Annotated in this window: 16 protein-coding genes, 2 rRNA genes and 2 riboswitches; of the genes, 2 read left to right on the plus strand and 16 right to left on the minus strand. The window is 40.3% G+C overall.

What is annotated here, in order from left to right:
- Nucleotides 1–175 precede the first annotated feature (175 nt).
- The 16 genes from MKY46_RS20520 to MKY46_RS20595 all read right to left on the minus strand — a co-directional run bounded on the left by MKY46_RS20520 (nt 176) and on the right by MKY46_RS20595 (nt 21,296).
- Nucleotides 176–3,103: ribosomal RNA gene (locus MKY46_RS20520) — 23S ribosomal RNA — on the minus strand.
- A 309-nt stretch (nt 3,104–3,412) separates the two neighbouring features.
- Nucleotides 3,413–4,964 (minus strand): 16S ribosomal RNA (locus tag MKY46_RS20525).
- Together the 16S and 23S rRNA genes form the textbook arrangement of a ribosomal RNA operon.
- A 488-nt stretch (nt 4,965–5,452) precedes the next feature.
- Nucleotides 5,453–6,754 carry an NCS2 family permease gene (locus tag MKY46_RS20530; protein WP_036124549.1) on the minus strand — a complete coding sequence of 434 codons (1,302 nt, stop codon included), beginning with the start codon at nt 6,752–6,754 and terminating at the stop codon, nt 5,453–5,455.
- Nucleotides 6,755–6,880: 126 nt separating this feature from the next.
- Nucleotides 6,881–6,982, minus strand: a riboswitch (purine riboswitch).
- Nucleotides 6,983–7,199: 217 nt separating this feature from the next.
- A complete protein-coding gene (locus MKY46_RS20535; RefSeq protein ID WP_036124551.1) occupies nt 7,200–7,868 on the minus strand; it encodes an MOSC domain-containing protein in 669 nt (222 codons plus the stop codon).
- Between the two features lie 185 nt (nt 7,869–8,053).
- Complete coding sequence (gene guaA, locus MKY46_RS20540; protein ID WP_036124553.1) at nt 8,054–9,607, minus strand: glutamine-hydrolyzing GMP synthase; 1,554 nt, start codon at nt 9,605–9,607, stop codon at nt 8,054–8,056.
- 156 nt (nt 9,608–9,763) lie between these two features.
- A riboswitch (purine riboswitch) is annotated at nt 9,764–9,865 on the minus strand.
- A 32-nt stretch (nt 9,866–9,897) separates the two neighbouring features.
- On the minus strand, nt 9,898–12,081 hold the full coding sequence (locus MKY46_RS20545) for a DUF4129 domain-containing transglutaminase family protein (protein ID WP_340835267.1): 2,184 nt from the start codon (nt 12,079–12,081) through the stop codon (nt 9,898–9,900).
- Complete coding sequence (locus MKY46_RS20550; protein ID WP_340835269.1) at nt 12,078–13,259, minus strand: DUF58 domain-containing protein; 1,182 nt, start codon at nt 13,257–13,259, stop codon at nt 12,078–12,080. Before MKY46_RS20550 ends, MKY46_RS20545 begins: the two co-directional genes overlap by 4 nt.
- Complete coding sequence (locus MKY46_RS20555; protein WP_058845189.1) at nt 13,256–14,200, minus strand: AAA family ATPase; 945 nt, start codon at nt 14,198–14,200, stop codon at nt 13,256–13,258. The genes MKY46_RS20550 and MKY46_RS20555 overlap by 4 nt, the downstream gene beginning before the upstream one ends.
- Nucleotides 14,201–14,395: 195 nt before the next feature.
- The gene (locus MKY46_RS20560) at nt 14,396–15,076 is read right to left on the minus strand and encodes an ABC transporter ATP-binding protein (protein ID WP_340835272.1); all 681 of its coding nucleotides are present in this window, start codon (nt 15,074–15,076) and stop codon (nt 14,396–14,398) included.
- Nucleotides 15,073–15,873, minus strand: coding sequence for an ABC transporter permease (locus MKY46_RS20565; RefSeq protein ID WP_340835708.1), 801 nt, complete (start codon nt 15,871–15,873; stop codon nt 15,073–15,075). Before MKY46_RS20565 ends, MKY46_RS20560 begins: the two co-directional genes overlap by 4 nt.
- Nucleotides 15,873–16,325: a nitrous oxide reductase accessory protein NosL gene (locus MKY46_RS20570; protein ID WP_058845192.1), complete on the minus strand. Its 453-nt coding sequence runs from the start codon at nt 16,323–16,325 to the stop codon at nt 15,873–15,875. Before MKY46_RS20570 ends, MKY46_RS20565 begins: the two co-directional genes overlap by 1 nt.
- Nucleotides 16,322–17,593 carry a NosD domain-containing protein gene (locus MKY46_RS20575; protein WP_340835274.1) on the minus strand — a complete coding sequence of 424 codons (1,272 nt, stop codon included), beginning with the start codon at nt 17,591–17,593 and terminating at the stop codon, nt 16,322–16,324. The genes MKY46_RS20570 and MKY46_RS20575 overlap by 4 nt, the downstream gene beginning before the upstream one ends.
- Nucleotides 17,594–17,653: 60 nt before the next feature.
- The gene (locus MKY46_RS20580) at nt 17,654–18,301 is read right to left on the minus strand and encodes a hypothetical protein (protein ID WP_340835275.1); all 648 of its coding nucleotides are present in this window, start codon (nt 18,299–18,301) and stop codon (nt 17,654–17,656) included.
- 208 nt (nt 18,302–18,509) lie between these two features.
- Nucleotides 18,510–18,830 (minus strand): hypothetical protein, encoded by a 321-nt coding sequence (locus tag MKY46_RS20585; RefSeq protein ID WP_058845195.1) that lies wholly within the window; start codon nt 18,828–18,830, stop codon nt 18,510–18,512.
- A gap of 159 nt (nt 18,831–18,989) precedes the next feature.
- Nucleotides 18,990–19,814, minus strand: a complete 825-nt coding sequence (gene nadE / locus MKY46_RS20590) for an ammonia-dependent NAD(+) synthetase (protein ID WP_271911045.1) — start codon at nt 19,812–19,814, stop codon at nt 18,990–18,992.
- A gap of 21 nt (nt 19,815–19,835) precedes the next feature.
- Nucleotides 19,836–21,296, minus strand: a complete 1,461-nt coding sequence (locus tag MKY46_RS20595) for a nicotinate phosphoribosyltransferase (RefSeq protein WP_340835277.1) — start codon at nt 21,294–21,296, stop codon at nt 19,836–19,838.
- Between the two features lie 312 nt (nt 21,297–21,608).
- Here MKY46_RS20595 and MKY46_RS20600 point away from each other — a divergent pair, with 312 nt between their 5' ends.
- Both MKY46_RS20600 and MKY46_RS20605 read left to right on the plus strand, forming a co-directional pair.
- Nucleotides 21,609–21,950, plus strand: a complete 342-nt coding sequence (locus MKY46_RS20600) for a P-II family nitrogen regulator (RefSeq protein ID WP_036124574.1) — start codon at nt 21,609–21,611, stop codon at nt 21,948–21,950.
- A 15-nt stretch (nt 21,951–21,965) separates the two neighbouring features.
- Nucleotides 21,966–23,264 (plus strand): ammonium transporter, encoded by a 1,299-nt coding sequence (locus tag MKY46_RS20605; protein ID WP_036124576.1) that lies wholly within the window; start codon nt 21,966–21,968, stop codon nt 23,262–23,264.
- Nucleotides 23,265–23,380: the final 116 nt, after the last annotated feature.

Raw genomic sequence — 23,380 nt, forward strand, 5'->3', positions numbered from 1 at the left:
TTCAATATACATCGCATTTCTTCGTCAGCTTCTGTCGTTCAGTCAGTCACGTACTTGAGTACGCTCCTTCCCTCTCTCCATTGCTTCCTCGAACTACTCGTATCTTGAAACCCTTCATAAAAGAAATTATTCTTTCAAAACTGGATAAACGGTTCATTGAATGGTTCAAACGTTTTTGGTTAAGTCCTCGATCGATTAGTATTCGTCAGCTCCATGTGTCACCACACTTCCACCTCGAACCTATCTACCTCATCGTCTTTGAGGGATCTTACTTACTTGCGTAATGGGAAATCTCATCTTGAGGGGGGCTTCATGCTTAGATGCTTTCAGCACTTATCCCGTCCACACATAGCTACCCAGCGATGCCTTTGGCAAGACAACTGGTACACCAGCGGTGTGTCCATCCCGGTCCTCTCGTACTAAGGACAGCTCCTCTCAAATTTCCTACGCCCACGACGGATAGGGACCGAACTGTCTCACGACGTTCTGAACCCAGCTCGCGTACCGCTTTAATGGGCGAACAGCCCAACCCTTGGGACCGACTACAGCCCCAGGATGCGATGAGCCGACATCGAGGTGCCAAACCTCCCCGTCGATGTGGACTCTTGGGGGAGATAAGCCTGTTATCCCCGGGGTAGCTTTTATCCGTTGAGCGATGGCCCTTCCATGCGGAACCACCGGATCACTAAGCCCGTCTTTCGACCCTGCTCGACTTGTAGGTCTCGCAGTCAAGCTCCCTTGTGCCTTTACACTCTACGAATGATTTCCAACCATTCTGAGGGAACCTTTGGGCGCCTCCGTTACCTTTTAGGAGGCGACCGCCCCAGTCAAACTGTCCGCCTGACACTGTCTCCTGCCCCGCTAAGGGGCATGGGTTAGAATTTCAATACAACCAGGGTAGTATCCCACCGACGCCTCCTTCGAAGCTGGCGCTCCGAGATCTCTGGCTCCTACCTATCCTGTACAAGTTGTACCAAAATTCAATATCAGGCTACAGTAAAGCTCCACGGGGTCTTTCCGTCCTGTCGCGGGTAACCTGCATCTTCACAGGTACTATAATTTCACCGAGTCTCTCGTTGAGACAGTGCCCAGATCGTTACGCCTTTCGTGCGGGTCGGAACTTACCCGACAAGGAATTTCGCTACCTTAGGACCGTTATAGTTACGGCCGCCGTTTACTGGGGCTTCAATTCGCAGCTTCGCTTGCGCTAACCACTCCTCTTAACCTTCCAGCACCGGGCAGGCGTCAGCCCCTATACGTCACCTTACGGTTTTGCAGAGACCTGTGTTTTTGCTAAACAGTCGCCTGGGCCTATTCACTGCGGCTCTCATGCGCTTGCACGCTCAAGAGCACCCCTTCTCCCGAAGTTACGGGGTCATTTTGCCGAGTTCCTTAACGAGAGTTCTCTCGCACACCTTAGGATTCTCTCCTCGACTACCTGTGTCGGTTTGCGGTACGGGCACCTCTCACCTCGATAGAGGCTTTTCTTGGCAGTGTGAAATCAGGAACTTCGTCCATACGGACTCGCCATCACAGCTCAACGTTACAGTGTGCGGATTTGCCTACACACACGCCTTACTGCTTGGACGCGCATAACCAACAGCGCGCTTACCCTATCCTACTGCGTCCCCCCATTTCTCAAACGGTGAGGAGGTGGTACAGGAATATCAACCTGTTGTCCATCGCCTACGCCTATCGGCCTCGGCTTAGGTCCCGACTAACCCTGAGCGGACGAGCCTTCCTCAGGAAACCTTAGTCATACGGTGGACGGGATTCTCACCCGTCTTTCGCTACTCATACCGGCATTCTCACTTCTAAGCGCTCCACCAGTCCTTCCGGTCTGACTTCAACGCACTTAGAACGCTCTCCTACCACTGACATCGTAGATGTCAATCCACAGCTTCGGTGAATCGTTTAGCCCCGATACATTTTCGGCGCAGCGTCACTCGACCAGTGAGCTATTACGCACTCTTTAAATGATGGCTGCTTCTAAGCCAACATCCTGGTTGTCTGTGCAACGCCACATCCTTTTCCACTTAACGATTACTTTGGGACCTTAGCTGGTGGTCTGGGCTGTTTCCCTTTTGACTACGGATCTTATCACTCGCAGTCTGACTCCCGTGTATAAATATCTGGCATTCGGAGTTTGTCTGAATTCGGTAAACCGGGATGGCCCCCTAGTCCAAACAGTGCTCTACCTCCAGTATTCTCATCACGAGGCTAGCCCTAAAGCTATTTCGGAGAGAACCAGCTATCTCCAAGTTCGATTGGAATTTCTCCGCTACCCACACCTCATCCCCGCACTTTTCAACGTGCGTGGGTTCGGGCCTCCAGTAAGTGTTACCTTACCTTCACCCTGGACATGGGTAGATCACCTGGTTTCGGGTCTACGACCACGTACTATTTCGCCCTATTCAGACTCGCTTTCGCTGCGGCTCCGCCTTCTAAAGCTTAACCTCGCACGTAATCGTAACTCGCCGGTTCATTCTACAAAAGGCACGCTATCACCCATTAACGGGCTCTAACTACTTGTAGGCACACGGTTTCAGGATCTCTTTCACTCCCCTTCCGGGGTGCTTTTCACCTTTCCCTCACGGTACTGGTTCACTATCGGTCACTAGGTAGTATTTAGCCTTGGGAGATGGTCCTCCCGGATTCCGACGGAATTTCACGTGTTCCGCCGTACTCAGGATCCACTCAGGAGAGAACGAACTTTCGACTACAGGGCTTTTACCTGCTCTGGCGGACCTTTCCAAGTCGCTTCATCTAACTCGCTCTTTTGTAACTCCGTATTGAGTGTCCTACAACCCCAAGAGGCAAGCCTCTTGGTTTGGGCTCTTCCCGTTTCGCTCGCCGCTACTCAGGGAATCGATTTTTCTTTCTCTTCCTCCAGGTACTTAGATGTTTCAGTTCCCTGGGTCTGCCTTCAAGACGCTATGTATTCACGTCAAGATACTACGCGATTAAACGTAGTGGGTTCCCCCATTCGGAAATCTCCGGATCAAAGCTCACTTACAGCTCCCCGAAGCATATCGGTGTTAGTGCCGTCCTTCTTCGGCTCCTAGTGCCAAGGCATTCGCCGTGCGCCCTTAATAACTTAACCTAACGGCTTTCAATACACATCACATTTCGTTGTCAGCTTCACTCGTTCAATCAGTCACGTACTCAAGTACGCTCCTTCATTCACTCGATTGCTTCCTAGAACTGCTCGTGTCTTGAAACCCTTTTAATGTTATTAAGCCTATAAAAAAACTTAAAAAATAAATGTGTTTGTTACAATTTCAATGTCGTTTTATCCAGTTTTCAAAGAACAAGTTTTGAAGATTTTCATTCAAGAAAGAATGAACCTTCAAAACTGAACGCAAAACGTAATCTTACAAACCCTAGGTTTGTATTCCGAAATAATCCTTAGAAAGGAGGTGATCCAGCCGCACCTTCCGATACGGCTACCTTGTTACGACTTCACCCCAATCATCTATCCCACCTTCGGCGGCTGGCTCCAAAAGGTTACCTCACCGACTTCGGGTGTTACAAACTCTCGTGGTGTGACGGGCGGTGTGTACAAGGCCCGGGAACGTATTCACCGCGGCATGCTGATCCGCGATTACTAGCGATTCCGGCTTCATGTAGGCGAGTTGCAGCCTACAATCCGAACTGAGAACGACTTTATCGGATTAGCTCCCTCTCGCGAGTTGGCAACCGTTTGTATCGTCCATTGTAGCACGTGTGTAGCCCAGGTCATAAGGGGCATGATGATTTGACGTCATCCCCACCTTCCTCCGGTTTGTCACCGGCAGTCACCTTAGAGTGCCCAACTAAATGATGGCAACTAAGATCAAGGGTTGCGCTCGTTGCGGGACTTAACCCAACATCTCACGACACGAGCTGACGACAACCATGCACCACCTGTCACCGTTGCCCCCGAAGGGGAAACTATATCTCTACAGTGGTCAACGGGATGTCAAGACCTGGTAAGGTTCTTCGCGTTGCTTCGAATTAAACCACATGCTCCACCGCTTGTGCGGGCCCCCGTCAATTCCTTTGAGTTTCAGTCTTGCGACCGTACTCCCCAGGCGGAGTGCTTAATGCGTTAGCTGCAGCACTAAGGGGCGGAAACCCCCTAACACTTAGCACTCATCGTTTACGGCGTGGACTACCAGGGTATCTAATCCTGTTTGCTCCCCACGCTTTCGCGCCTCAGTGTCAGTTACAGACCAGATAGTCGCCTTCGCCACTGGTGTTCCTCCAAATCTCTACGCATTTCACCGCTACACTTGGAATTCCACTATCCTCTTCTGCACTCAAGTCTCCCAGTTTCCAATGACCCTCCACGGTTGAGCCGTGGGCTTTCACATCAGACTTAAGAAACCACCTGCGCGCGCTTTACGCCCAATAATTCCGGACAACGCTTGCCACCTACGTATTACCGCGGCTGCTGGCACGTAGTTAGCCGTGGCTTTCTAATAAGGTACCGTCAAGGTACAGCCAGTTACTACTGTACTTGTTCTTCCCTTACAACAGAGTTTTACGAACCGAAATCCTTCTTCACTCACGCGGCGTTGCTCCATCAGGCTTTCGCCCATTGTGGAAGATTCCCTACTGCTGCCTCCCGTAGGAGTCTGGGCCGTGTCTCAGTCCCAGTGTGGCCGATCACCCTCTCAGGTCGGCTACGCATCGTCGCCTTGGTGAGCCGTTACCTCACCAACTAGCTAATGCGCCGCGGGCCCATCCTATAGCGACAGCCGAAACCGTCTTTCAGTGTTTCACCATGAGGTGAAACAGATTATTCGGTATTAGCCCCGGTTTCCCGGAGTTATCCCAAACTATAAGGTAGGTTGCCCACGTGTTACTCACCCGTCCGCCGCTAACGTCGAAGGAGCAAGCTCCTTCTCTGTTCGCTCGACTTGCATGTATTAGGCACGCCGCCAGCGTTCGTCCTGAGCCAGGATCAAACTCTCCATAAAAGAAATTTGAATAGCTCAAATTGTTTTGCTGGCATCCATTTTGATGTCCAAAATTTTGTTTCGTTCACTAAGCAAAGCTAGTTATTTGAAACTTTATTGATTACGTTTTGCTTGTTCAGTTTTCAAGGTTCATTTAATAGTTACATCAAGTAACTTTTTATAATTTAACATAATGTTAACTTCATGTCAACCGTTTATGTTAATATTTTTTTAGTTGTTCGTTTATCTCGTAACAACGTGTTTAAATATATCATCTTAAAAATAAGTTTGCAAGAGTTTCATTGAAGTAAAACTATTCTTATTTATTCGAAATCAAGTTTCTTCTATATAATGTAGAAAATTAATAACTTGATTTGTTTAGGCTATGCTCTATTTTGAATGTCTTAAACCCCAAAATAGTTTCTTGTTATTTTTGTTGGCAATGAAAAAGCACCTCTAATTGTTAGTTTCTTACCTAACAATTGAGGTGCCTTTCAAAATATATTTAACTATCTTACCCAGATAAAGTACGCAAGGAAGACAAAGAATAAGCCATACATCATAGGATGAATTTCTTTTTTACGACCAGCTAATAACATTGTAATTGGATAGAATACAAAACCGATTGCAATACCAGTAGCAATTGAATAACCAAGTGGCATCATTAATACTGTAAAGAATGCAGGTACTGCTATTTCGAATTTATCCCAATCAATTAGACGTAATGATGATACCATCAGTACCCCTACGATTACTAGAGCTGGTGCAGTTACTGCTGGCGTTACAACAGCTAGTAATGGTGAGAAGAATAAAGCTACTAAGAATAGTACTGCAGTTACGACTGCCGAGAACCCTGAGCGTGCACCCGCTGCTACCCCAGAAGTTGACTCTACATACGCTGTTGTTGTTGATGTACCAAATAAAGAACCGATTGTCGTTGCTAGCGCATCCGCCATTAAGGCACGCCCTGCACGTGGTAATTTATTATCTTTTACTAAGCCAGCCTGTGTCGCTACAGCCATTAAAGTACCTGCTGTATCAAAGAAATCTACAAACAGGAATGTTAACACTACTACTAAAAACTTCACGTTAAATAATGTTCCAATGTCACCAAGTGGTTCCAACGCTACCATAAATGTAGAGTCTACACTTGGAATAGCCGAAACAACTGCTGTTGGAGGATCAATGATACCTGTGATCATCCCAATAACCGCAGTAATGACCATCCCTAAGAAAATACCAATACTACGGAATTTAATGATAAGAATAACAGAAAGAATGATTCCGAATACTGCTAGTAATGTAGCTCCAGTAAAAGTTCCTAAAGTTACTAATGTCGCTGGACTATCAACTATAATCCCTGCACCTTGTAAACCTACGAATGTGATAAATAAACCAATACCTGCTGAAACAGCATATTTAAGTTGTACTGGAATGGCGTTAATAACAGTTTCACGAATACCCGTTAAAGATAAAATGATAAAGATAATTCCAGAAAAGAATACACCTGTTAAACCAGTTTGCCATGGAATACCATAAGCTCCGACTACAGTAAATGCGAAGAATGCATTTAATCCCATCCCAGGAGCAAGTGAAATTGGGAACTTAGCGAAAATCCCCATAATCAAAGAACCGACTGCTGCTGCTAATGCTGTTGCTACGAAAACAGCACCTTTATCCATCCCTGCATTTTCTAGAATACTTGGGTTAACAGCTAGAATATATGCCATTGCAAGGAAGGTTGTAATACCACCAATTATTTCTCGGCGATAATTAGTTCCTAATTCATCGAACATGAAATATTTTTTCATTATCAAAAAATCCTCCGTATGGTCGTCTTCAATATCGAAAACAAAAAAGACACGCTGACTACTCTACTAGTCGCATGTCTACGATATATTTCATCACCATAGTGTGTGAAATAAATTAGTGTTTATACATAGATAAACCCAAATCGTAGTCAAGTTATTTACGGTAACTTGGTAGAAACTCACGGGCCTTATTCCCGACATTATACGACGACGTATTTAATTTACATTCGTAATATATCATTTCATTTTTTAGATTTCAACCCCATTTCCGAACATTTTTACAAAAATAAATACGAAAGTTCGTGTAAAATTCTTATTTAATGTTCATATTCAAATAATTCACCGCTAAATAAACGTAGTACTGAACATTTCTGTAATCAATAAAAAGCAAAAACCCCCTGGAACTCTTTCGAATTCTAGAGGATCGTCCCTTGAACGTTATGACTTAATTCATCACTTTACTTTGTAAGATTTGAATCCTTTTTTCTAGTTTTTCTTTCCAATCATCCGCTAATGCATCCACTGCTTGTATTTGTTTCATAGCTATCGCATCTTTATTTTTAAAGTACACTTCATTGCCGTACAAAACTGAGATACGCGCAGGATGCTTTTCCACAACTTCTATTGTTGAATCTGCACAAATTGACCCTTCCTCCAGTACGCGTGCAAGATAACCTGTATAACCTGTTTCAATTAAACGTTTAAGTAATGTGGTTGCCTCAGTATATCTATCAATCGTACTACATGGAATACGTCCTTGTGTGATTTGTATGACGGCATTACCTATTTTATAAATATCCCCAATACAAACATCCGCTTCTAACATATTCGTTACTGTTAAATTTTCACCAAATGCAGCAGTAGGCAACGGTTTTCCAAGTTCATGTTCCCATTGTATGTAATGCTCTGCAGGGTATAAACAAACTGCACGGTCTGGGCCACCATGATGTTTTTTATCTGCCACATCATCCCCTTCGAAGCCACGTGATGACAAATAAACCTCTTGCATTTGTTGCTTTTCAATTCCTGTAATCATCGAACGTCCTTTACTATCAAGCAATTCTTTCGGCATTCCAACAGCAAGTGTGTGAATTATTGGCCTATTTTTCTCCATTTAAATCCCCCCTAATCTGAATAGTACAATTCTTTTGCATTCATTTAGTTTACTACATACAGCACTTTACCAGCAATTGCTGCTTTAACCTTGATATAATTCGAATCATACAATCTATGAATAGACTAAAAATGATCACATCAAAAAACCCTAAAAACCTCTCAAGGCTTTTAGGGCAGTTGCTGTTATTCCCACTCAATCGTTGCTGGTGGCTTAGATGTAATATCATACAGCACGCGGTTCACGTGTTTTACTTCGTTTACCATGCGGACAGAGATTTTCTCTAGTACGTCCCAAGGGATACGTGCCCAGTCAGAAGTCATGCCGTCGATAGATGTTACAGCACGGATACCGATTGCGTAATCATACGTACGTGCATCGCCCATTACACCAACTGAACGGATATCAGGTAATACCGTGAAGTATTGCCAGATGTCACGGTCAAGACCAGCATTTGCGATTTCTTCACGTAAAATGAAATCTGCTTCGCGAACGATTTCTAATTTTTCTTCTGTAACTTCACCAAGTACACGAATACCTAATCCAGGACCTGGGAATGGTTGACGCCAAACGATTTTTTCATCAAGACCAAGTTCTAAACCTAGCGCACGAACTTCATCTTTAAATAACGTTTTCAGTGGCTCGATTAATTGGAATTGCATATCTTCTGGAAGACCACCAACATTATGGTGTGATTTGATTGTTTGCGCCGTTGAAGTACCAGATTCAATGATATCTGTGTATAGAGTACCTTGTGCTAAGAAATCCATACCTTCAAGCTTCGATGCCTCTTCATCAAATACGTAAATAAATTCATTACCGATAATTTTACGTTTTTTCTCCGGATCTGATACACCTGCAAGTTTGTCCATGAAACGTTTGCGAGCATCAATTTTAATAAGATTCATATCAAAGTCTTCTGTGAATGTTTTCATTACTTGTTCAACTTCACCTTTACGGTTTAAGTTGTGGTCTACGAACATACAAGTCAATTGATCGCCGATTGCTTTATGAATTAAAACTGCTACAACTGATGAATCTACACCGCCAGAAAGAGCACATAATACTTTTTTATCGCCAACTATTTCACGAATTTTTGCGATTTCAAGCTCAATGAAGTTAGCCATTGACCAGTCGCCTTTTGCCTCACAAATATCGAATACGAATTGACGTAGTAAGTCATTACCATAAACAGAGTGACGTACTTCTGGATGGAATTGTACAGCATATAATTTGCGTTCTACATCTGCCATTGCAGCAATCGGACAAGATGCACTTGTAGCAATTACTTCAAATCCAGCTGGAACTTCTGTTACATGGTCACCATGGCTCATCCACACAATTTGCTCAGTTGGTAAGTCTCCAAATAACTTATTTGAAGTAGTGACTTTGATTTCCGCTTTACCATATTCACGCGTTTCAGCACCTTCAACTTTACCGCCATTTGTATGTGCCATTAATTGCATCCCATAGCAAATACCTAATATTGGTAAACCTAATTCAAAAATAGCTGGATCCACATGGAAGGCATTTTCATCATAAACAGAGTTTGGGCCACCTGAAAAAATAATACCCGTTGCGTTCATATCTTTAATTTCTTCCGCAGTTACCGTATGTGGGTGCAATTCACTGAAAACACCAAATTCACGGATACGACGCGTAATTAACTGGTTAAATTGGCTACCGAAGTCCAGTACAACGATTTTTTCTTGCTCTTTTAATAAAGGGCTAGCTGTCAAAATTTCCACCTCTTCTACTATTTTTAAAGGATATTTTCATTTGTTCAAAGAAAAACGCGAAGAAAGTAAAAAAACTTTCTACGCGTTCATAAGCTCTAGAATAGTGATAAAGGCGAATGCGTAGCAAAGTAAAGTGATTTACTATACTTTTCACCTAACGAAAACATCCGCCTTCATAGAGAAATCATTTAAGGTGATTTCGTAGAAACATCCGAACCCTATTATCGAACTTATATGAAAGCAATCCTTGCATTTAATTTTTTTCATTTTACTCTTTGTACACATTAAAATCAACTGATAGTGCGATTGATTAAATATTCCCAACTTTCTTTCAGCTCTCTAAAATCGACTTCCTCCTTATCTTTTCCATAAACATGTTGTTCATATACTTCTGTCAGCTTTTGCATTTCATCTGTCTCTAGCGCAGCATCTACTCGCTCAGCGAACGCACGCAATGTTTCCCCATCTCTTCTACGCAATCCAATACGGGATAATTGCTTCAGCAATACATGGTAAGAAGAATCGAAGTTTGACCAATCCGCTACCTTTTTGCGATATACACGCACATGCATCTTAGGAATCCATGTTTTACGTTGTAAGTATAACGTAATACTAATAATGATCAGTAAAACCACGATGGCAATCCACACATAAGTGAATTTTTTCAGCCATGTCCATACTGCATCTAAATTAAATGTTGATGGAGACTGTTCCTTTTCAGATACCTTTTCTTGTGGTTGGGGCTGCTCTGGTTTTTTTTCTGGCTGCAATACCTCTTCCTGATCAGCTGTATCTAGTGGGATATCATAATCAATATTCACATTACCTGTAAAGCCGATGGTAGGTTCAAACTCCATCCAACCCGTGCCAGGTATATATGCTTCCACCCAAGAGTGCGCATTGTCATTCGTGATTCGATATTCGCGCAGTCCGTCTGTTATCGGTCCTACTGTGCCAGGTGCAAAGCCTTTAACCCATCTTGCTGGTATGCCTAGTGAACGTAAAAGCACAACCATCGAAGTGGAGAAATTATCACAATAGCCTACTTTAGTATCGAATAAAAATTGATCGACATAATCTTGATTTTCAGCAGGAATTGCCGCTTCATTTTTATCGTATCTAAAGCCATTGGTTCTAAAGTAACTTTCCACAGCTTTAATTTGATCGTATATCGTAGCTTTACCTTGCGTTATATCAGAAGCTAAATCTCTTACACGCTGCGGCAGCTGGTTTGGTAATTGTAGAAAACGATTATATGAAGGATCTAATGTTTCAAGTGTAGTAGGATATGACAATTGAAGCTGCTCCATACTATAAACTGGTTCACTATAAGACAATGAGTAGTTTGATAACGATTTTGATTCACCCGCCTGCTGCTCTATCGTCATTTTTTCAGTCTGCTCATCCTGAATAAATAAAGTGGCGTCTTGAGCTGAAACAGATAATAAACCATAAGTTTGAATCAAAAATGGCATTGGAACAGCAATATCTAATTGAATTTGTCGCTCATTTTCTGGTAATCCTACTTGTAAAGAAGTATGAATGGGTGTATTTGTTTCATAGACATTTTTGCCAAAGTTTCCATCCGAAATAATCCAGCCTTTTGATGTATACGTATCTTTTGTTTCAATACGCCAATAATGCCGATCACGAGAAGAAGCCGTGAAAATTAATGTATTATCCCCTTGGAATGGGCCTCCGAGCTGACTATCATCTTGGCCATAGCCAACTGATTTTTCCCCAGTTCCGCTTCCAGCTTGGCCAGTAATTTCTTGGATGAATGGCACAGGATCTGCCCATGTTGGTCCTGTCTTTGGTAAAAAGAATGCGACAGAGCTAACAAGCAATACTGAGACAAGCATCGGAATGACAATTTTCCATTTCTCCAGTATAGTACTCGTTGTCTCAACTTGAAGCCATAGACGTTTAACAAAGAGTACTCCTGTCATAATTAATCCAAGTACAATAACTTTTACAATAGCCGCTTTACCATCATAATCACTAAACGTATCTAATGTGGCAATAAAGAAGACAGTCATAGCAAAAAAGTAAAATATATTTTTCCGCACTGAAACCCAATGGTGAATTAGATAAACAAGCATCCAAATTAATACAAGAAATAGCACTGTCCTAAAGGCATTTGATACTTGTCCAAAATCCCCTGATAGTATAGAGGCCATATTCCCTGTCCATTCAGACAATAAAAACGGTAAAGTTTCTCCTGAAAAAACGGGGCTTGTACTATAAGTGAAGACAATAAGCCAAGTAATATAGCCTAACTTCACTAATCCAGATAATATTGGGTGTACTCGGCATAAACTTAACGCTAGGGATAAACCAATAAATACAAGGAAGAGGTGCATCCCGCCAGTATTCGTTAATTGCATAATAGGAATAAGCCATTCACGCAAAATGAAGAATATAATAATATACGCAATGGTTAATTCTATAAATTCCGCTAATGGTCGTTTCACGGTTTCATCACCTCCGTGAATAAATGATAAAAATCTGTTGGGTCTACATAAACGATTTGAATATGTTTATAACGCATCATAAGCTCAGATTGCACAGGTGGCTGTTTTGCCACTACAAAACAAATACAGCTTTTCACTAAATTCGCAAGAGTATGTAGTAATTCTTCTGATACATCACTTGTCACATAAAGCAATGTTGCAACTTGCTTAAAAGATTGCTGATCATAAAATCTGAATTTGACATTCTCTGTAGGCTTTATAGCAGCTAAATGATACATAATCTGATCTAATTGCTTTTCACCTTGTATAACCGGGAATACTTTCGTCATTTCTCCAGCAGAAATAAAAGATAAATCTCCTCGTTCTTGAACAATCATCTGTAGCATGGATGCTACTAACTCCACTTTTTCTTCAAACATTGGAGATTTTTTAGCGTCTAATACGAGCAATAACTCTGAAGATTGTCGATCCTCAAACTCCTTCGATTGTAAGGTTTGCGTTCTCGCAAATGATTTCCAATGAATCCATGAAAAGCGATCTCCTGGAACATACTCTCTTAACCCAACAGCCATAGATGTGTCCTTTACAATGGAATAGGGTGACATCATAGAGCCAACATCATATTTCGTTTGAAGGGTAGCGTATTTCATCTCCCTGATTCTCGGATAAACTAAAATAGTTTGTTCCTTTTCTGCTATGACAGGCTTTTTTGCCCAGCCAAAGAAATCATAGAAAACCATTGTAACCCCTAAGTAGCGATGCTCTCCACGAGGCATCTTTTCCAAGTCATAATGCCAGCTAAATTTTTTCCTAAAGCCAACAAACTTAATGGCATTTGAATTTTCTATTTTAGCCTGTACTAACCCTTCACTATCTACAAGTTCCTCCATCATGATATAGGCAAATGGGAAACGTGTTCTTCTTTCTATCGTAATAAACACCTTTGCCGATTGCCCTCGTTCTATATGATTTGGTTCAATTTTACGCTCTACAAGTAAAATATCTTCTCTCACTACAAGGAACAAGAGTGCGTACACTAAAAATGGACTAACCGTAAAAAATACAAACCAGCTGACGAATCCTCCTTGGAACATAGCGTAACTAAATATTACGACCATCAAAAAGGTAATCAATAAAAAATGTTTGCTTTTTTCTAAAAAGCCTTTCCATTTCTTCATTGTTCTGCAAACCTTTTAGTCGGAACAGGTGTACTCGCAATAATGCGCTTGATTATTTCGTCTGCGGCTACGTTATCGTAGCGTGCATCTGGTTTTAAAACTAAACGATGGTTAAAGACAAATGGCACAAGATATTGAACATCATCGGGTGTCACATAGCTGCGCCCTTTCATAAATGCATAAGCTTGAGAAGCTTTCATTAGCGCTAATGTTGCCCGCGGACTCACCCCTAAATAAACATAGCTATTTTCCCTTGTTTGGGCAGCAAGCTCCACCATATAATTTTTAACTGAATCTTCCACATACACGCCCTGAACAAGCTCCTGCAATTCAATTAATTGCGTTACAGATAACACTGATTCGATTTTTTCAATTGGTTTACCATTTTCAGCTCTTCGCAAAATTTCTACTTCCTGCCCTCTAGATGGGTAACCCATTTTTATCTTCAATAAAAAGCGATCCAGTTGTGCCTCTGGTAAAGGATAGGTACCCTCATGTTCAATCGGATTTTGTGTGGCCATAACAAAAAATGGCTGGTTAATTAGCAGTGTTTTTCCGTCAATTGTGACAGATGCCTCCTCCATGCCCTCTAATAAGGCAGATTGTGTTTTTGGCGACGTACGGTTTATTTCGTCTGCTAATACAACATCCCCCATAATTGGTCCTGGGCGAAATTCAAACTCCATTGTTTTTGGATTATAAATAGATATACCAACTACATCTGAAGGCAATAAATCTGGTGTAAATTGAATGCGCTTAAACTGTGCGTCAAAGGATTTCGCAAGCGCTCGCACCATCATCGTCTTTCCTACTCCAGGTACATCCTCTAACAACACATGCCCTCTCGCTAATAATGCGACAATACTAAGCTCAGCAACCTCTCTTTTACCAATCATTACTTTTTCTATATTTTCTAAAACATCCTGTATTTGAGAATTCATAAATCAAAAAAGCCTCCCATTCCATCAGGCAATTATGTGAATTGCACGATAACTTACCCTAAGCATATCGAAATCTGTCTTCTAAAACAATTATCTGAAACCGCTACATACTATTGATCCTCATAAAGAAGGCTTGTTTGAATGTTATCAAACAAGCCTAGTCCTTATTATATAACGTCATTCCGTAATAGAATGTTACAAATTTATTCTTTTTAACCATATTTCTTCCAATGATGTAGCATCTTCTTGTAAAAAAATATCAGTTATCGTCCCAGAAATAATAATTTCTCCTTCATGTAAAACTAATATATCATCTGCTATTTCTTCAGCAAAAGACAGCAAGTGTGTAGAGAATATGACCGTATTCCCTTTCTCCTTTTCCTCCAACATCATATTTTTCAGCTGCGCTATCCAAAATGGGTCAAGGCCATTAGTCGGTTCATCTAAGATCAACAAAGAACCGCTGCCAAGTAAGCTTTGCGCAAGATTTAATCGTTGTAGCATTCCCTTAGAAAACTGTTTAGCCTGTTGCCTGCGAACGTCCCACAAGGAAACGCGCTTCAAAATGTGTTCTTGTTCATATTTATCTACTTGTTTTAAAGATGCCAACAACTCTAAAATTTCAGCGGCAGTTAGCATAGTAGGGAAATCTACATCGTCAGGCATATAACGAATTGCCTGTGGTTTATGCCATATCATTTCCCCAGATTTTTGCTTTTCTTGACCCGTTAATAGTCGAATCAACGTACTCTTTCCTGCTCCATTGCCTCCAACCAGCGCTAAAATTCGACCTGAATGCAATGTAAAGGTTGCTTCTTTTAAACCTCTATCATTATCATAGACATTAGCTACATTTTTCGCTTCTAAAAGAATCATCGTTGCTGGTCCTCCTTTAATAACTTCGTAGCAAGCATAAGCGGCAAAACAATCCAACAAGTCGTCACAATCCCATATACCACGTGACCCAATGGCGACAAATAAAACTTCGTTACTCCATAAAACGCTGGACCAAGCACACTAGCTTGATTGCTGAATATAAAATAACCAAAGCGCAGCCATTCCACAGGATTTATATGTATCGTTATGATGGTAAGCTTTTGTAAAACATGACCAGCTACAACTGCACCTAGAGCCATTAAAGCATAAGATATAAGCAATAAAAAAAAGGACCATACAACAAGTGATAATGCTAGTGCAAATAACCTTGTTTGGGCAAATGCCCCCAGTGCAATACCTATTGATACAAAAATAAAGATACTTAATAGCGTAAGGGTAACTAAAACAAACGGTAATCGTACGCCGCCTAAAAAACCACCTAATGCTAAGACAACACCAAATGCCACTAACACAACCAGTAAAAAGGCAAGTGATGTTGCTACATATTTGCCTATAATATATTGTCGTCGTTTCATCGGATAGGTTTTTAGTAACGAATACCAACCAGATTCTATATCACCAGCTATACTCATACTTCCAATGCTTACAATAAATAATGGTAATAGAAACAATAATACATTTAAAAATGATGCTGTTTGACGTGTAAAACCCTCGATATCAGGTAAAGCCATTTGTTGAATGACAATAATTGCTACAAAAACAAATGTAAAAAGAAAGGCTACTAGTTGCATCCAACGACTTCTTAAAATTTGCTTCAGCTCTATTTTCACAAACATCACTCATGTATCCCCCAATTAAACGTTAGCAAATCCTGATAAGCCAATAGTTGACCATCTCCTTCATTAGTCATCCATTTTTGCGCTTCATCTTTTGTCGCAAATGCTAGAACTCCATAGTTCATCGGAGTCCAATACTCTTTGTTGTACACAAATGTCGCTTTATAAATGTCAATCCATTCATTGTTTGCCTTATTTTTAATATAGGCTGCGCCAACTTCATCCTCACCATTTAGCTCAAGATATTCCATCAGACACCCAATATCATCAAAAATCTCATAGTCTCCATTTTTCAAAACAATCTGTCCAGCATATTCATTATGAACAATACTCATATTACAAATTTCACAAACATCTGTTTCACTGATAATCTCACGTGGTTTATATGTTTTATCGCTACATCCTACCAATAGTGCACTGCATAAAATCAAAATAGTTATCCATCTAGTCATATTCGCATCCCTCTTTTCCAAAACCATAAACCACACATAGATACCACTAGACCAATTAACAATTGTATGATATTTATCGAAAACTCCGTCTTTCTCATATCGCTAAGTAATTTTGGTTCATTATCTACGAGTAGATTTTGTTCTGTTTTATTAATTTGCTGATCTAGTGACGTCAAGATCATGACGCTTGGTGATGCTACAAAAAATTGATAAACTGGTTGTCTCACCATCCACTGTCCAAAGCTCGATACAGCTACGTAGGGAACATCCCCGAAACCATCGCCCGCAACATCTATCCCAGTATAATCATCATAAAAATTGCCAATGAGACGCAAACCTTGGTGGTCTGATCTTGCCGTTAATATATTTCCCGTAAACTGATTATCATTTATGATTGAGTCATCCTCTACCTTTGTACCTTCTAATGCGGTCTGATTCATTCGAAAGCGATTTTCTTGTATTTGAATGTCTGAACTTTTTTGCAATGCTACACCTACTCGATTATTATGAAAGCTATTTTTTCTTATCATTGCTTGCTGAGTGTCATACATTAAAAGACCATAGCTATTGAAATCGTTATGGCTACTGACTGTATTATTAGCTATTTCTAAGTCAGTAGTCATCATGATCATTAGACCTGTAACATTATGTAAATACGTATTGAAAAGCACCTCCACACCACTCGAATACATAAAGTGTGTTCCGTAACGGCTATTCGTCACCTTGTTTCGTTGAACATCGATTTGCTTCACTTCTTCTACGTATATACCATCTTGCACTTGTTCAATAGTATTTTGTTCGATGGCAATGTCCTCGCTTTTAAACACAGCAATCCCATTGCCTTTTTCAGCATAATGTGACTGATTACCAATAATCCTATTTTCTAACATTCGAACATGCTTTGAACGTTGAATATGGATACCTACTTGAACATCTTTTACCTCTATCTCTCTCAACTCTAGATTCTCTGCCTCATTGGCTACAATGCCTTTGTTTTTTGCACTTATCATTATATTTTCTACAGAGACATTAGCTACATGTTCAATTTTTAGTGCAGGGTTATTATTTAAAGAATACAACTCAACCCCCTCTTCTCCGCGTAGTATAATTGGTTTCTTCACCGTAAAATTCCCTTGGTAACGACCAGCAGGAATATGAATAATCTCTCCAGTTTTCGCTTGATCAATAGCAAATTGAATATCAAATTCCGCATATGCCGTTTGACTTGTAAATAGAAAAAACAAAAAGAAAAAACTGATTTGTTTCATCACTCTTCACCTCCCCATTCAGCATGAAAAGACTAGAGGAATGCCCCCTAGTCTAACGCTTTAATGACTGTGTCCCTCTTGTTCATGATTCATTTCATTCGAATGCATGGAACCAGATTCGCCATTTTCTTCCTCAGCCTTTTTTTGCATCATTTTCTTCTTACGTCTCTCCAATGCATCATCTTTAATTTTTTGAAGATCTTCAACGTAAGCATTCGAATTTTCTTGGATATATTTATCTGCCTCAGCCTTGTTCACAAAATAAATATAGCCCCAGTTCATTGGAGATTTTAACTCTGTTTTCACAATAGTTACATCTTCAACCTTTGCCCAATCCTTTGTCACAAAATCACGGACAAATTTTTCATTTTTTTCTTCATTGGCAACCTCCGCATTTAACAAACAGCCAATATCGTCATAAAAAGCAATGGACCCATCTTCTTTTATAGCTTGTGTTGAAAATACTCCCATCTCGTGATCTTTCATGTAAACCTTCATATTACACATTTCACAAACTGTATCTTCCTTTGGCTCTTGTAACCGTGGGTCTACTAGCGAAGCAACCTGGACAGAATTTTCTTTCAATGTTGCTGTTTCATTTTTCGTAGCCTCTTGCTCCGTTTCCTTCTCTTTCACTTGGGCTTTTTCACTGCCACATGCTGCAAGTACAAATAATAATATTAGTGCAGGTAACCATAATTTTTTCACAACTATTTCCTCCAAATTTAGTTTTCTGTTGCTATACTCTACATTACAGATTAGTTGTGAAATTAGTTAAAAATCGGAGTGAAAAATTGGAAAAATTATCTTGAACATTCAATGAACATCTTCACTTCAAATATTTTGAATTTAGAGCAATTCTTTTTCCACTCTTATATAAAAACTCCCCACACTATGAATGTGGAGAGCTCGTTATTTATATGGAAGAACGGTAACTATTGAGTCGCTTCTTTTGTTTGCTTAAACGGCTTAGCTTTAACGCAGTTTCATTTAATTCCCGACGAATTTGTAAATCACTAGCACTATCCATATGAATAGGCGCTGTATGTTGATGTTGCTGCTGTTGATTTGGTGCATTTATTGAACTGTGCTTCTTCTCTTTATTTTTTTGCAAACTATTTTTAAATAGTTTTTGTGGATTTTGCCCAAAGTTATGGCTAATATCCCCAGCATGCAAATACTGATTTTCTTGCCGAAAAACACTGCTTGTCGTTGCACTCACTCTAGAAGTCCTCATAAAAAGTTACCCTCCCCTACATTTTATTATCCTTATAGGTAATTATATCGACATTATATGCTGATAATTAACAACATAGAACCAAATGGCATAAAAAAAGAGAGAAAAGAGCTATTTTCAAAAGCGAAGTTCACTTTTTCATAACTCTTTTCACTCATCTTACTTCCAAAAATCATCAAATATCGTAATTGGCATATGACGTTTATGTTGAGAACGCAAATAATATCCTTCTAAGATTCGGCGTGGTTCTTCAGGAATTTCTTTTCCCTCTAAATAATCATCAATTTGATCATATGATACACCAAGTGCCACTTCGTCTGGCAATGATGGACGATTCTCCTCTAAATCCGCTGTTGGCACCTTTTTATAAAGATGCTCAGGACATTTAAGTTCTGCTAACAGTTGCTTACCTTGTCGTTTATTTAGACGAAAAATCGGCATTAAGTCCGCTCCACCATCACCAAATTTTGTATAAAACCCCGTAATAGCCTCCGCAGCATGATCCGTTCCTAACACAACTGCCCCATTCATCGCGGCAATTGAATATTGCACCTTCATACGCTCACGAGCTTTTTCATTCCCTTTCACAAAATCATTCAGCTCAACGCCTGCATTTGCTAAAGCCAACACACTAGCATCTACAGCATTTTTTATATTCACAGTGTAAATTTTCGTTGGTTTTATATAATCAATGGCATCCTGACAATCTTGTTCATCAGCCTGCACGCCATATGGTAAACGTACAGCCAAAAAAGAATACTTCATTTCCCCAGCCTCTGCATTTAGTTCATCAATTGCCAACTGTGCTAGTTTTCCTGTTAACGTCGAATCTTGACCACCAGAAATACCAAGAACGAATCCTTTTACAAAGCTATAGTGTTGTGCATATTCCTTTAAAAAATCAATGGATTTACGTATTTCTTCCTGTACATTAATAGTAGGCAATACACGTAATTCTTCAATAATTTGTTGTTGTAAAGTCATTGTACCCGTCACTCCTCTTATTTACATTTGCTTAACCATATTGTGCACTTCTTCAATATTACGCATTTTATTATCCCAGCATTTTTGGCTGAGATCGACTGGATACTCTTCAGGATTCATCGCACGCTTATATTCATCCCATAACAATTCTAAATTTTCCGTAGCATAATCACGCATTTCCTCTAATGTAGGATTTTGATAATTTATTGCTCCGTTTTTAATAACATGCTGATGTAAATTTTTTGCTTCAAAATTTGTGACAAACTTTGATACAAACGTATGGATTGGATGGAACATTTTTATGCGTTCCTCAGCTTGAGGGTTTTCTTCTTGCATCGTAATATAATCGCCCTCTGCCTTTCCATTTTTTTTATCGATAATACGATAGACATTTTTTAGTCCTGGCGTGGAAACCTTTTCTGCATTGGCCGAGATTTTGATTGTATCTTCAAGTTGCCCTTCACTATTTTCGATGGCAACCATTTTATAAACTGCACCTAACGCAGGCTGATCATAAGCTGTAATAAGCTTTGTACCAATTCCCCAAACATCTACTTTTGCACCTTGAGATTTTAAATTTAAGATTGTGTATTCATCTAAATCATTCGAGACAATGATTTTGGCATCCTGGAAGCCTGCAGCATCCAACATACGACGAGCTTCTTTTGATAAAAACGCGATATCACCGCTATCTAAACGTATGCCAATAAAGTTAATTTTGTCTCCTAGCTCTTTAGCTACTTTAATAGCAGTTGGCACACCTGATTTCAATGTATTGTAAGTATCTACTAAAAAAACGCAATCACGATGACGTTTAGCATAAGCATGGAATGCATCATAATCATTTTTATAAGCTTGTACTAACGCATGGGCATGTGTACCAGAGACAGGAATCTTAAAAAGTTTACCTGCTCGAACATTACTTGTGGAAGCAAAACCACCAATAAACGCTGCCCGCGTTCCCCAAATAGCAGCATCCATTTCCTGTGCACGCCTTGTCCCAAATTCCATCGCCACTTCATTTTTAGTAATTTGTTTAATACGGCTTGCCTTTGTGGCAATTAATGTTTGGTAATTAACAATATTAAGCAATGCCGTTTCAATAAGCTGCGCTTCTACTAATGGAGCTTCAATTCGAACAATCGGTTCATTGGCAAAAACAAGCTCCCCTTCTACCATAGAATACATATCCCCTGTGAATCGAATATTTTTCAAGTACTCGATAAAGTCCTCCTTGTAGCCCACTTCCTCACGTAAATAGGTAATATCGGATTCGCTAAAATGAAAATCACGTAGATAATCAAGCATTCGCTCTAACCCAGCAAATATGGCATAGCCATTACCAAAAGGTAATTTTCTAAAATATAATTCAAAAACTGCTTTTTTATTATGTATGCCATCCGCCCAGTAGGATTCTGCCATATTAATTTGATATAAGTCTGTGTGTAGCGCTAAGCTATCATCTGCATAGTTTGATCTCAAAAGAAACCCCTTCTTCCGCTTTGATAATTAGTCCTAGTATACACTATATACCCAAATTCTTGCGTTTTACATATCTTCTATTTGATGTTAGGTTTTCTAACATAAATAGTCAGAAAATTTAGAACTGTTCACATTTTAGACACATTTTTTAGTACCGCTTTCATTCCTTTTATAAAAACATTTTCTGCAAACTATTTCGAGAATAGAATTATCAGATGTAAGGTAATGTAACACGAATTCTAAAAAAACAATTGCATTGATTTTCATTCCGCTTTAACATGTAAATTAAATTTACGCAAGGAGCTGGTACACATGAAAAAAATTGAAGCAATCATTCGTCCTGAAGTTTTTGGGGCCGTTCGGGACGGACTTGCAAAGGAAGGAATTGCAGGTTTAAGCGTCTCTGAAATTGCCGGCTGTGGTCGTCAGTTAGGTAGAACAGGACTCTTTCGCGGCAATACGTATGAAATTGAATTTTTACCTAAATTGAAATTGGAAATGATTGTGGACGATGGGAAAATCGATGCCATCGTAGAGATTTTATTGCGTGAAGCAGCAACTGGCAAGGTCGGGGACGGAAAGATTTTCATTTATCCAGTAGAACAAGCAATTCGTATCCGAACAAAAGAAGTCGGATCGATTGCAGTAGAGTAAAGGGGGAAGTTGTAGATGGATGCAGTATTATTATCGGTTAATTTAATTTGGGTGATGCTTGGCACTATTTTAGTATTCTTTATGCACGCTGGTTTTGCTATGGTCGAGGCTGGATTTACCCGCTCGAAAAATGCCGTCAATATCATCATGAAGAATTTCCTAACGATTTCCCTTGGTGGCATTGTCTATTTTTTATGTGGTTACGCCATTATGTTCGGCGACACAGTAGGTGGTATTTTCGGCACTAGCGGCTTTGCTTTAAAAGGAGTAGATGATCTTTCCTTCTTTATCTTCCAAACAATGTTTGCTGCAACTGGAGCAACGATTTTGTCTGGCGCTGTCGCAGAACGTACTAATATTTTTGCTTATATCGGAGTCATTATACTTATGTCTTTAGTTGTTTATCCTGTTGTTGGTCACTGGGTATGGAGTGGGCAAGGCTGGTTAACAGATCTAGGCTTTGTTGATTTTGCCGGCTCTACAGTTGTTCACTTAACGGGGGCTGTCGCAGCATTTGTCGCAGCTGTTATGGTTGGACCTCGACTTGGTAAATATGAAAATGGTCGAGTAAATGTAATTACAGGACACAGTATTCCATTAGGAGCTTTAGGCGTATTTTTACTTTGGTTTGGTTGGTTCGGCTTTAATGGAGCTTCAACGTTAGCTGCCGATCCTGAACTTGTTCCTAGTGTTATTTCCAATACATTCTTTGCAGCAGCTGCTGGTGTAGTTGCTACCGCTTTCTATACGAAATTCCGTTACGGTCATATTGATGGCTCCCTTACATTAAACGGTGCATTAGCCGGGCTTGTAGGGATTACGGCTGGTGCTGCGAATGTCAGTATCATGGGCTCCCTCATCATCGGCTTAATCGCCGCGCCATTACTTGTAGAAGGTGTACGTTTCCTTGAATGGAAGCTAAAAGTAGATGATCCTGTTGGAGCGATTGCGGTTCACGGTATTTGTGGTATTTGGGGAACATTGGCAGTTGGTTTATTTGACATTGGTGGTCAAGGTTTATTGTATGGCGGTGGTTTTGGTCTACTGGGGATTCAAGCAATCGGTGTCATCGCAACAGTTGCCTGGGTTAGCGTATCTGTGTCAGCAGGCTTATTGATTATCAAAGCATTTATCCCATTACGTGTAACAGTTGAAGAAGAGATTGCTGGTTTAGATGTAATGGAGCATGGCGCTCCTGCTTACGAATTCCAAGACATTTTCAAAAGCTCTGCTGTACGAGGAGAAACCTTTGCTCATCGCTTAACACATTTCGGTAAATCACAAAGCAATGTCCAAGAAGAACAACATGTATAGCTAGTGGAAAAATCTGCTCCTGTATCTCTAGATGATGGGGGCAGATTTTTCTTTTTTAGTTAGGTAATTATTTCCATTTTTTTGCTCGAAACGCTCTTCCCATTGCTCAAACCCCT

Origin of the sequence: Lysinibacillus sp. FSL M8-0355, assembly GCF_038008985.1 — a bacterium.
GTDB classification, from domain to species: Bacteria; Bacillota; Bacilli; order Bacillales_A; family Planococcaceae; genus Lysinibacillus; species Lysinibacillus fusiformis_D.

Bases quoted from the DNA above. Each gene is read 5' to 3' on its own strand.
- MKY46_RS20530 (WP_036124549.1), bottom strand. From the start codon at position 6,754: ATGAAAAAATATTTCATGTTCGATGAATTAGGAACTAATTATCGCCGA.
- MKY46_RS20535 (WP_036124551.1), bottom strand. From the start codon at position 7,868: ATGGAGAAAAATAGGCCAATAATTCACACACTTGCTGTTGGAATGCCG.
- MKY46_RS20550 (WP_340835269.1), bottom strand. From the start codon at position 13,259: ATGAAGAAATGGAAAGGCTTTTTAGAAAAAAGCAAACATTTTTTATTG.
- MKY46_RS20555 (WP_058845189.1), bottom strand. From the start codon at position 14,200: ATGAATTCTCAAATACAGGATGTTTTAGAAAATATAGAAAAAGTAATG.
- MKY46_RS20560 (WP_340835272.1), bottom strand. From the start codon at position 15,076: ATGATTCTTTTAGAAGCGAAAAATGTAGCTAATGTCTATGATAATGAT.
- MKY46_RS20565 (WP_340835708.1), bottom strand. From the start codon at position 15,873: ATGTTTGTGAAAATAGAGCTGAAGCAAATTTTAAGAAGTCGTTGGATG.
- MKY46_RS20570 (WP_058845192.1), bottom strand. From the start codon at position 16,325: ATGACTAGATGGATAACTATTTTGATTTTATGCAGTGCACTATTGGTA.
- MKY46_RS20575 (WP_340835274.1), bottom strand. From the start codon at position 17,593: ATGAAACAAATCAGTTTTTTCTTTTTGTTTTTTCTATTTACAAGTCAA.
- MKY46_RS20585 (WP_058845195.1), bottom strand. From the start codon at position 18,830: ATGAGGACTTCTAGAGTGAGTGCAACGACAAGCAGTGTTTTTCGGCAA.
- nadE (WP_271911045.1), bottom strand. From the start codon at position 19,814: ATGACTTTACAACAACAAATTATTGAAGAATTACGTGTATTGCCTACT.
- MKY46_RS20600 (WP_036124574.1), top strand. From the start codon at position 21,609: ATGAAAAAAATTGAAGCAATCATTCGTCCTGAAGTTTTTGGGGCCGTT.
- MKY46_RS20605 (WP_036124576.1), top strand. From the start codon at position 21,966: ATGGATGCAGTATTATTATCGGTTAATTTAATTTGGGTGATGCTTGGC.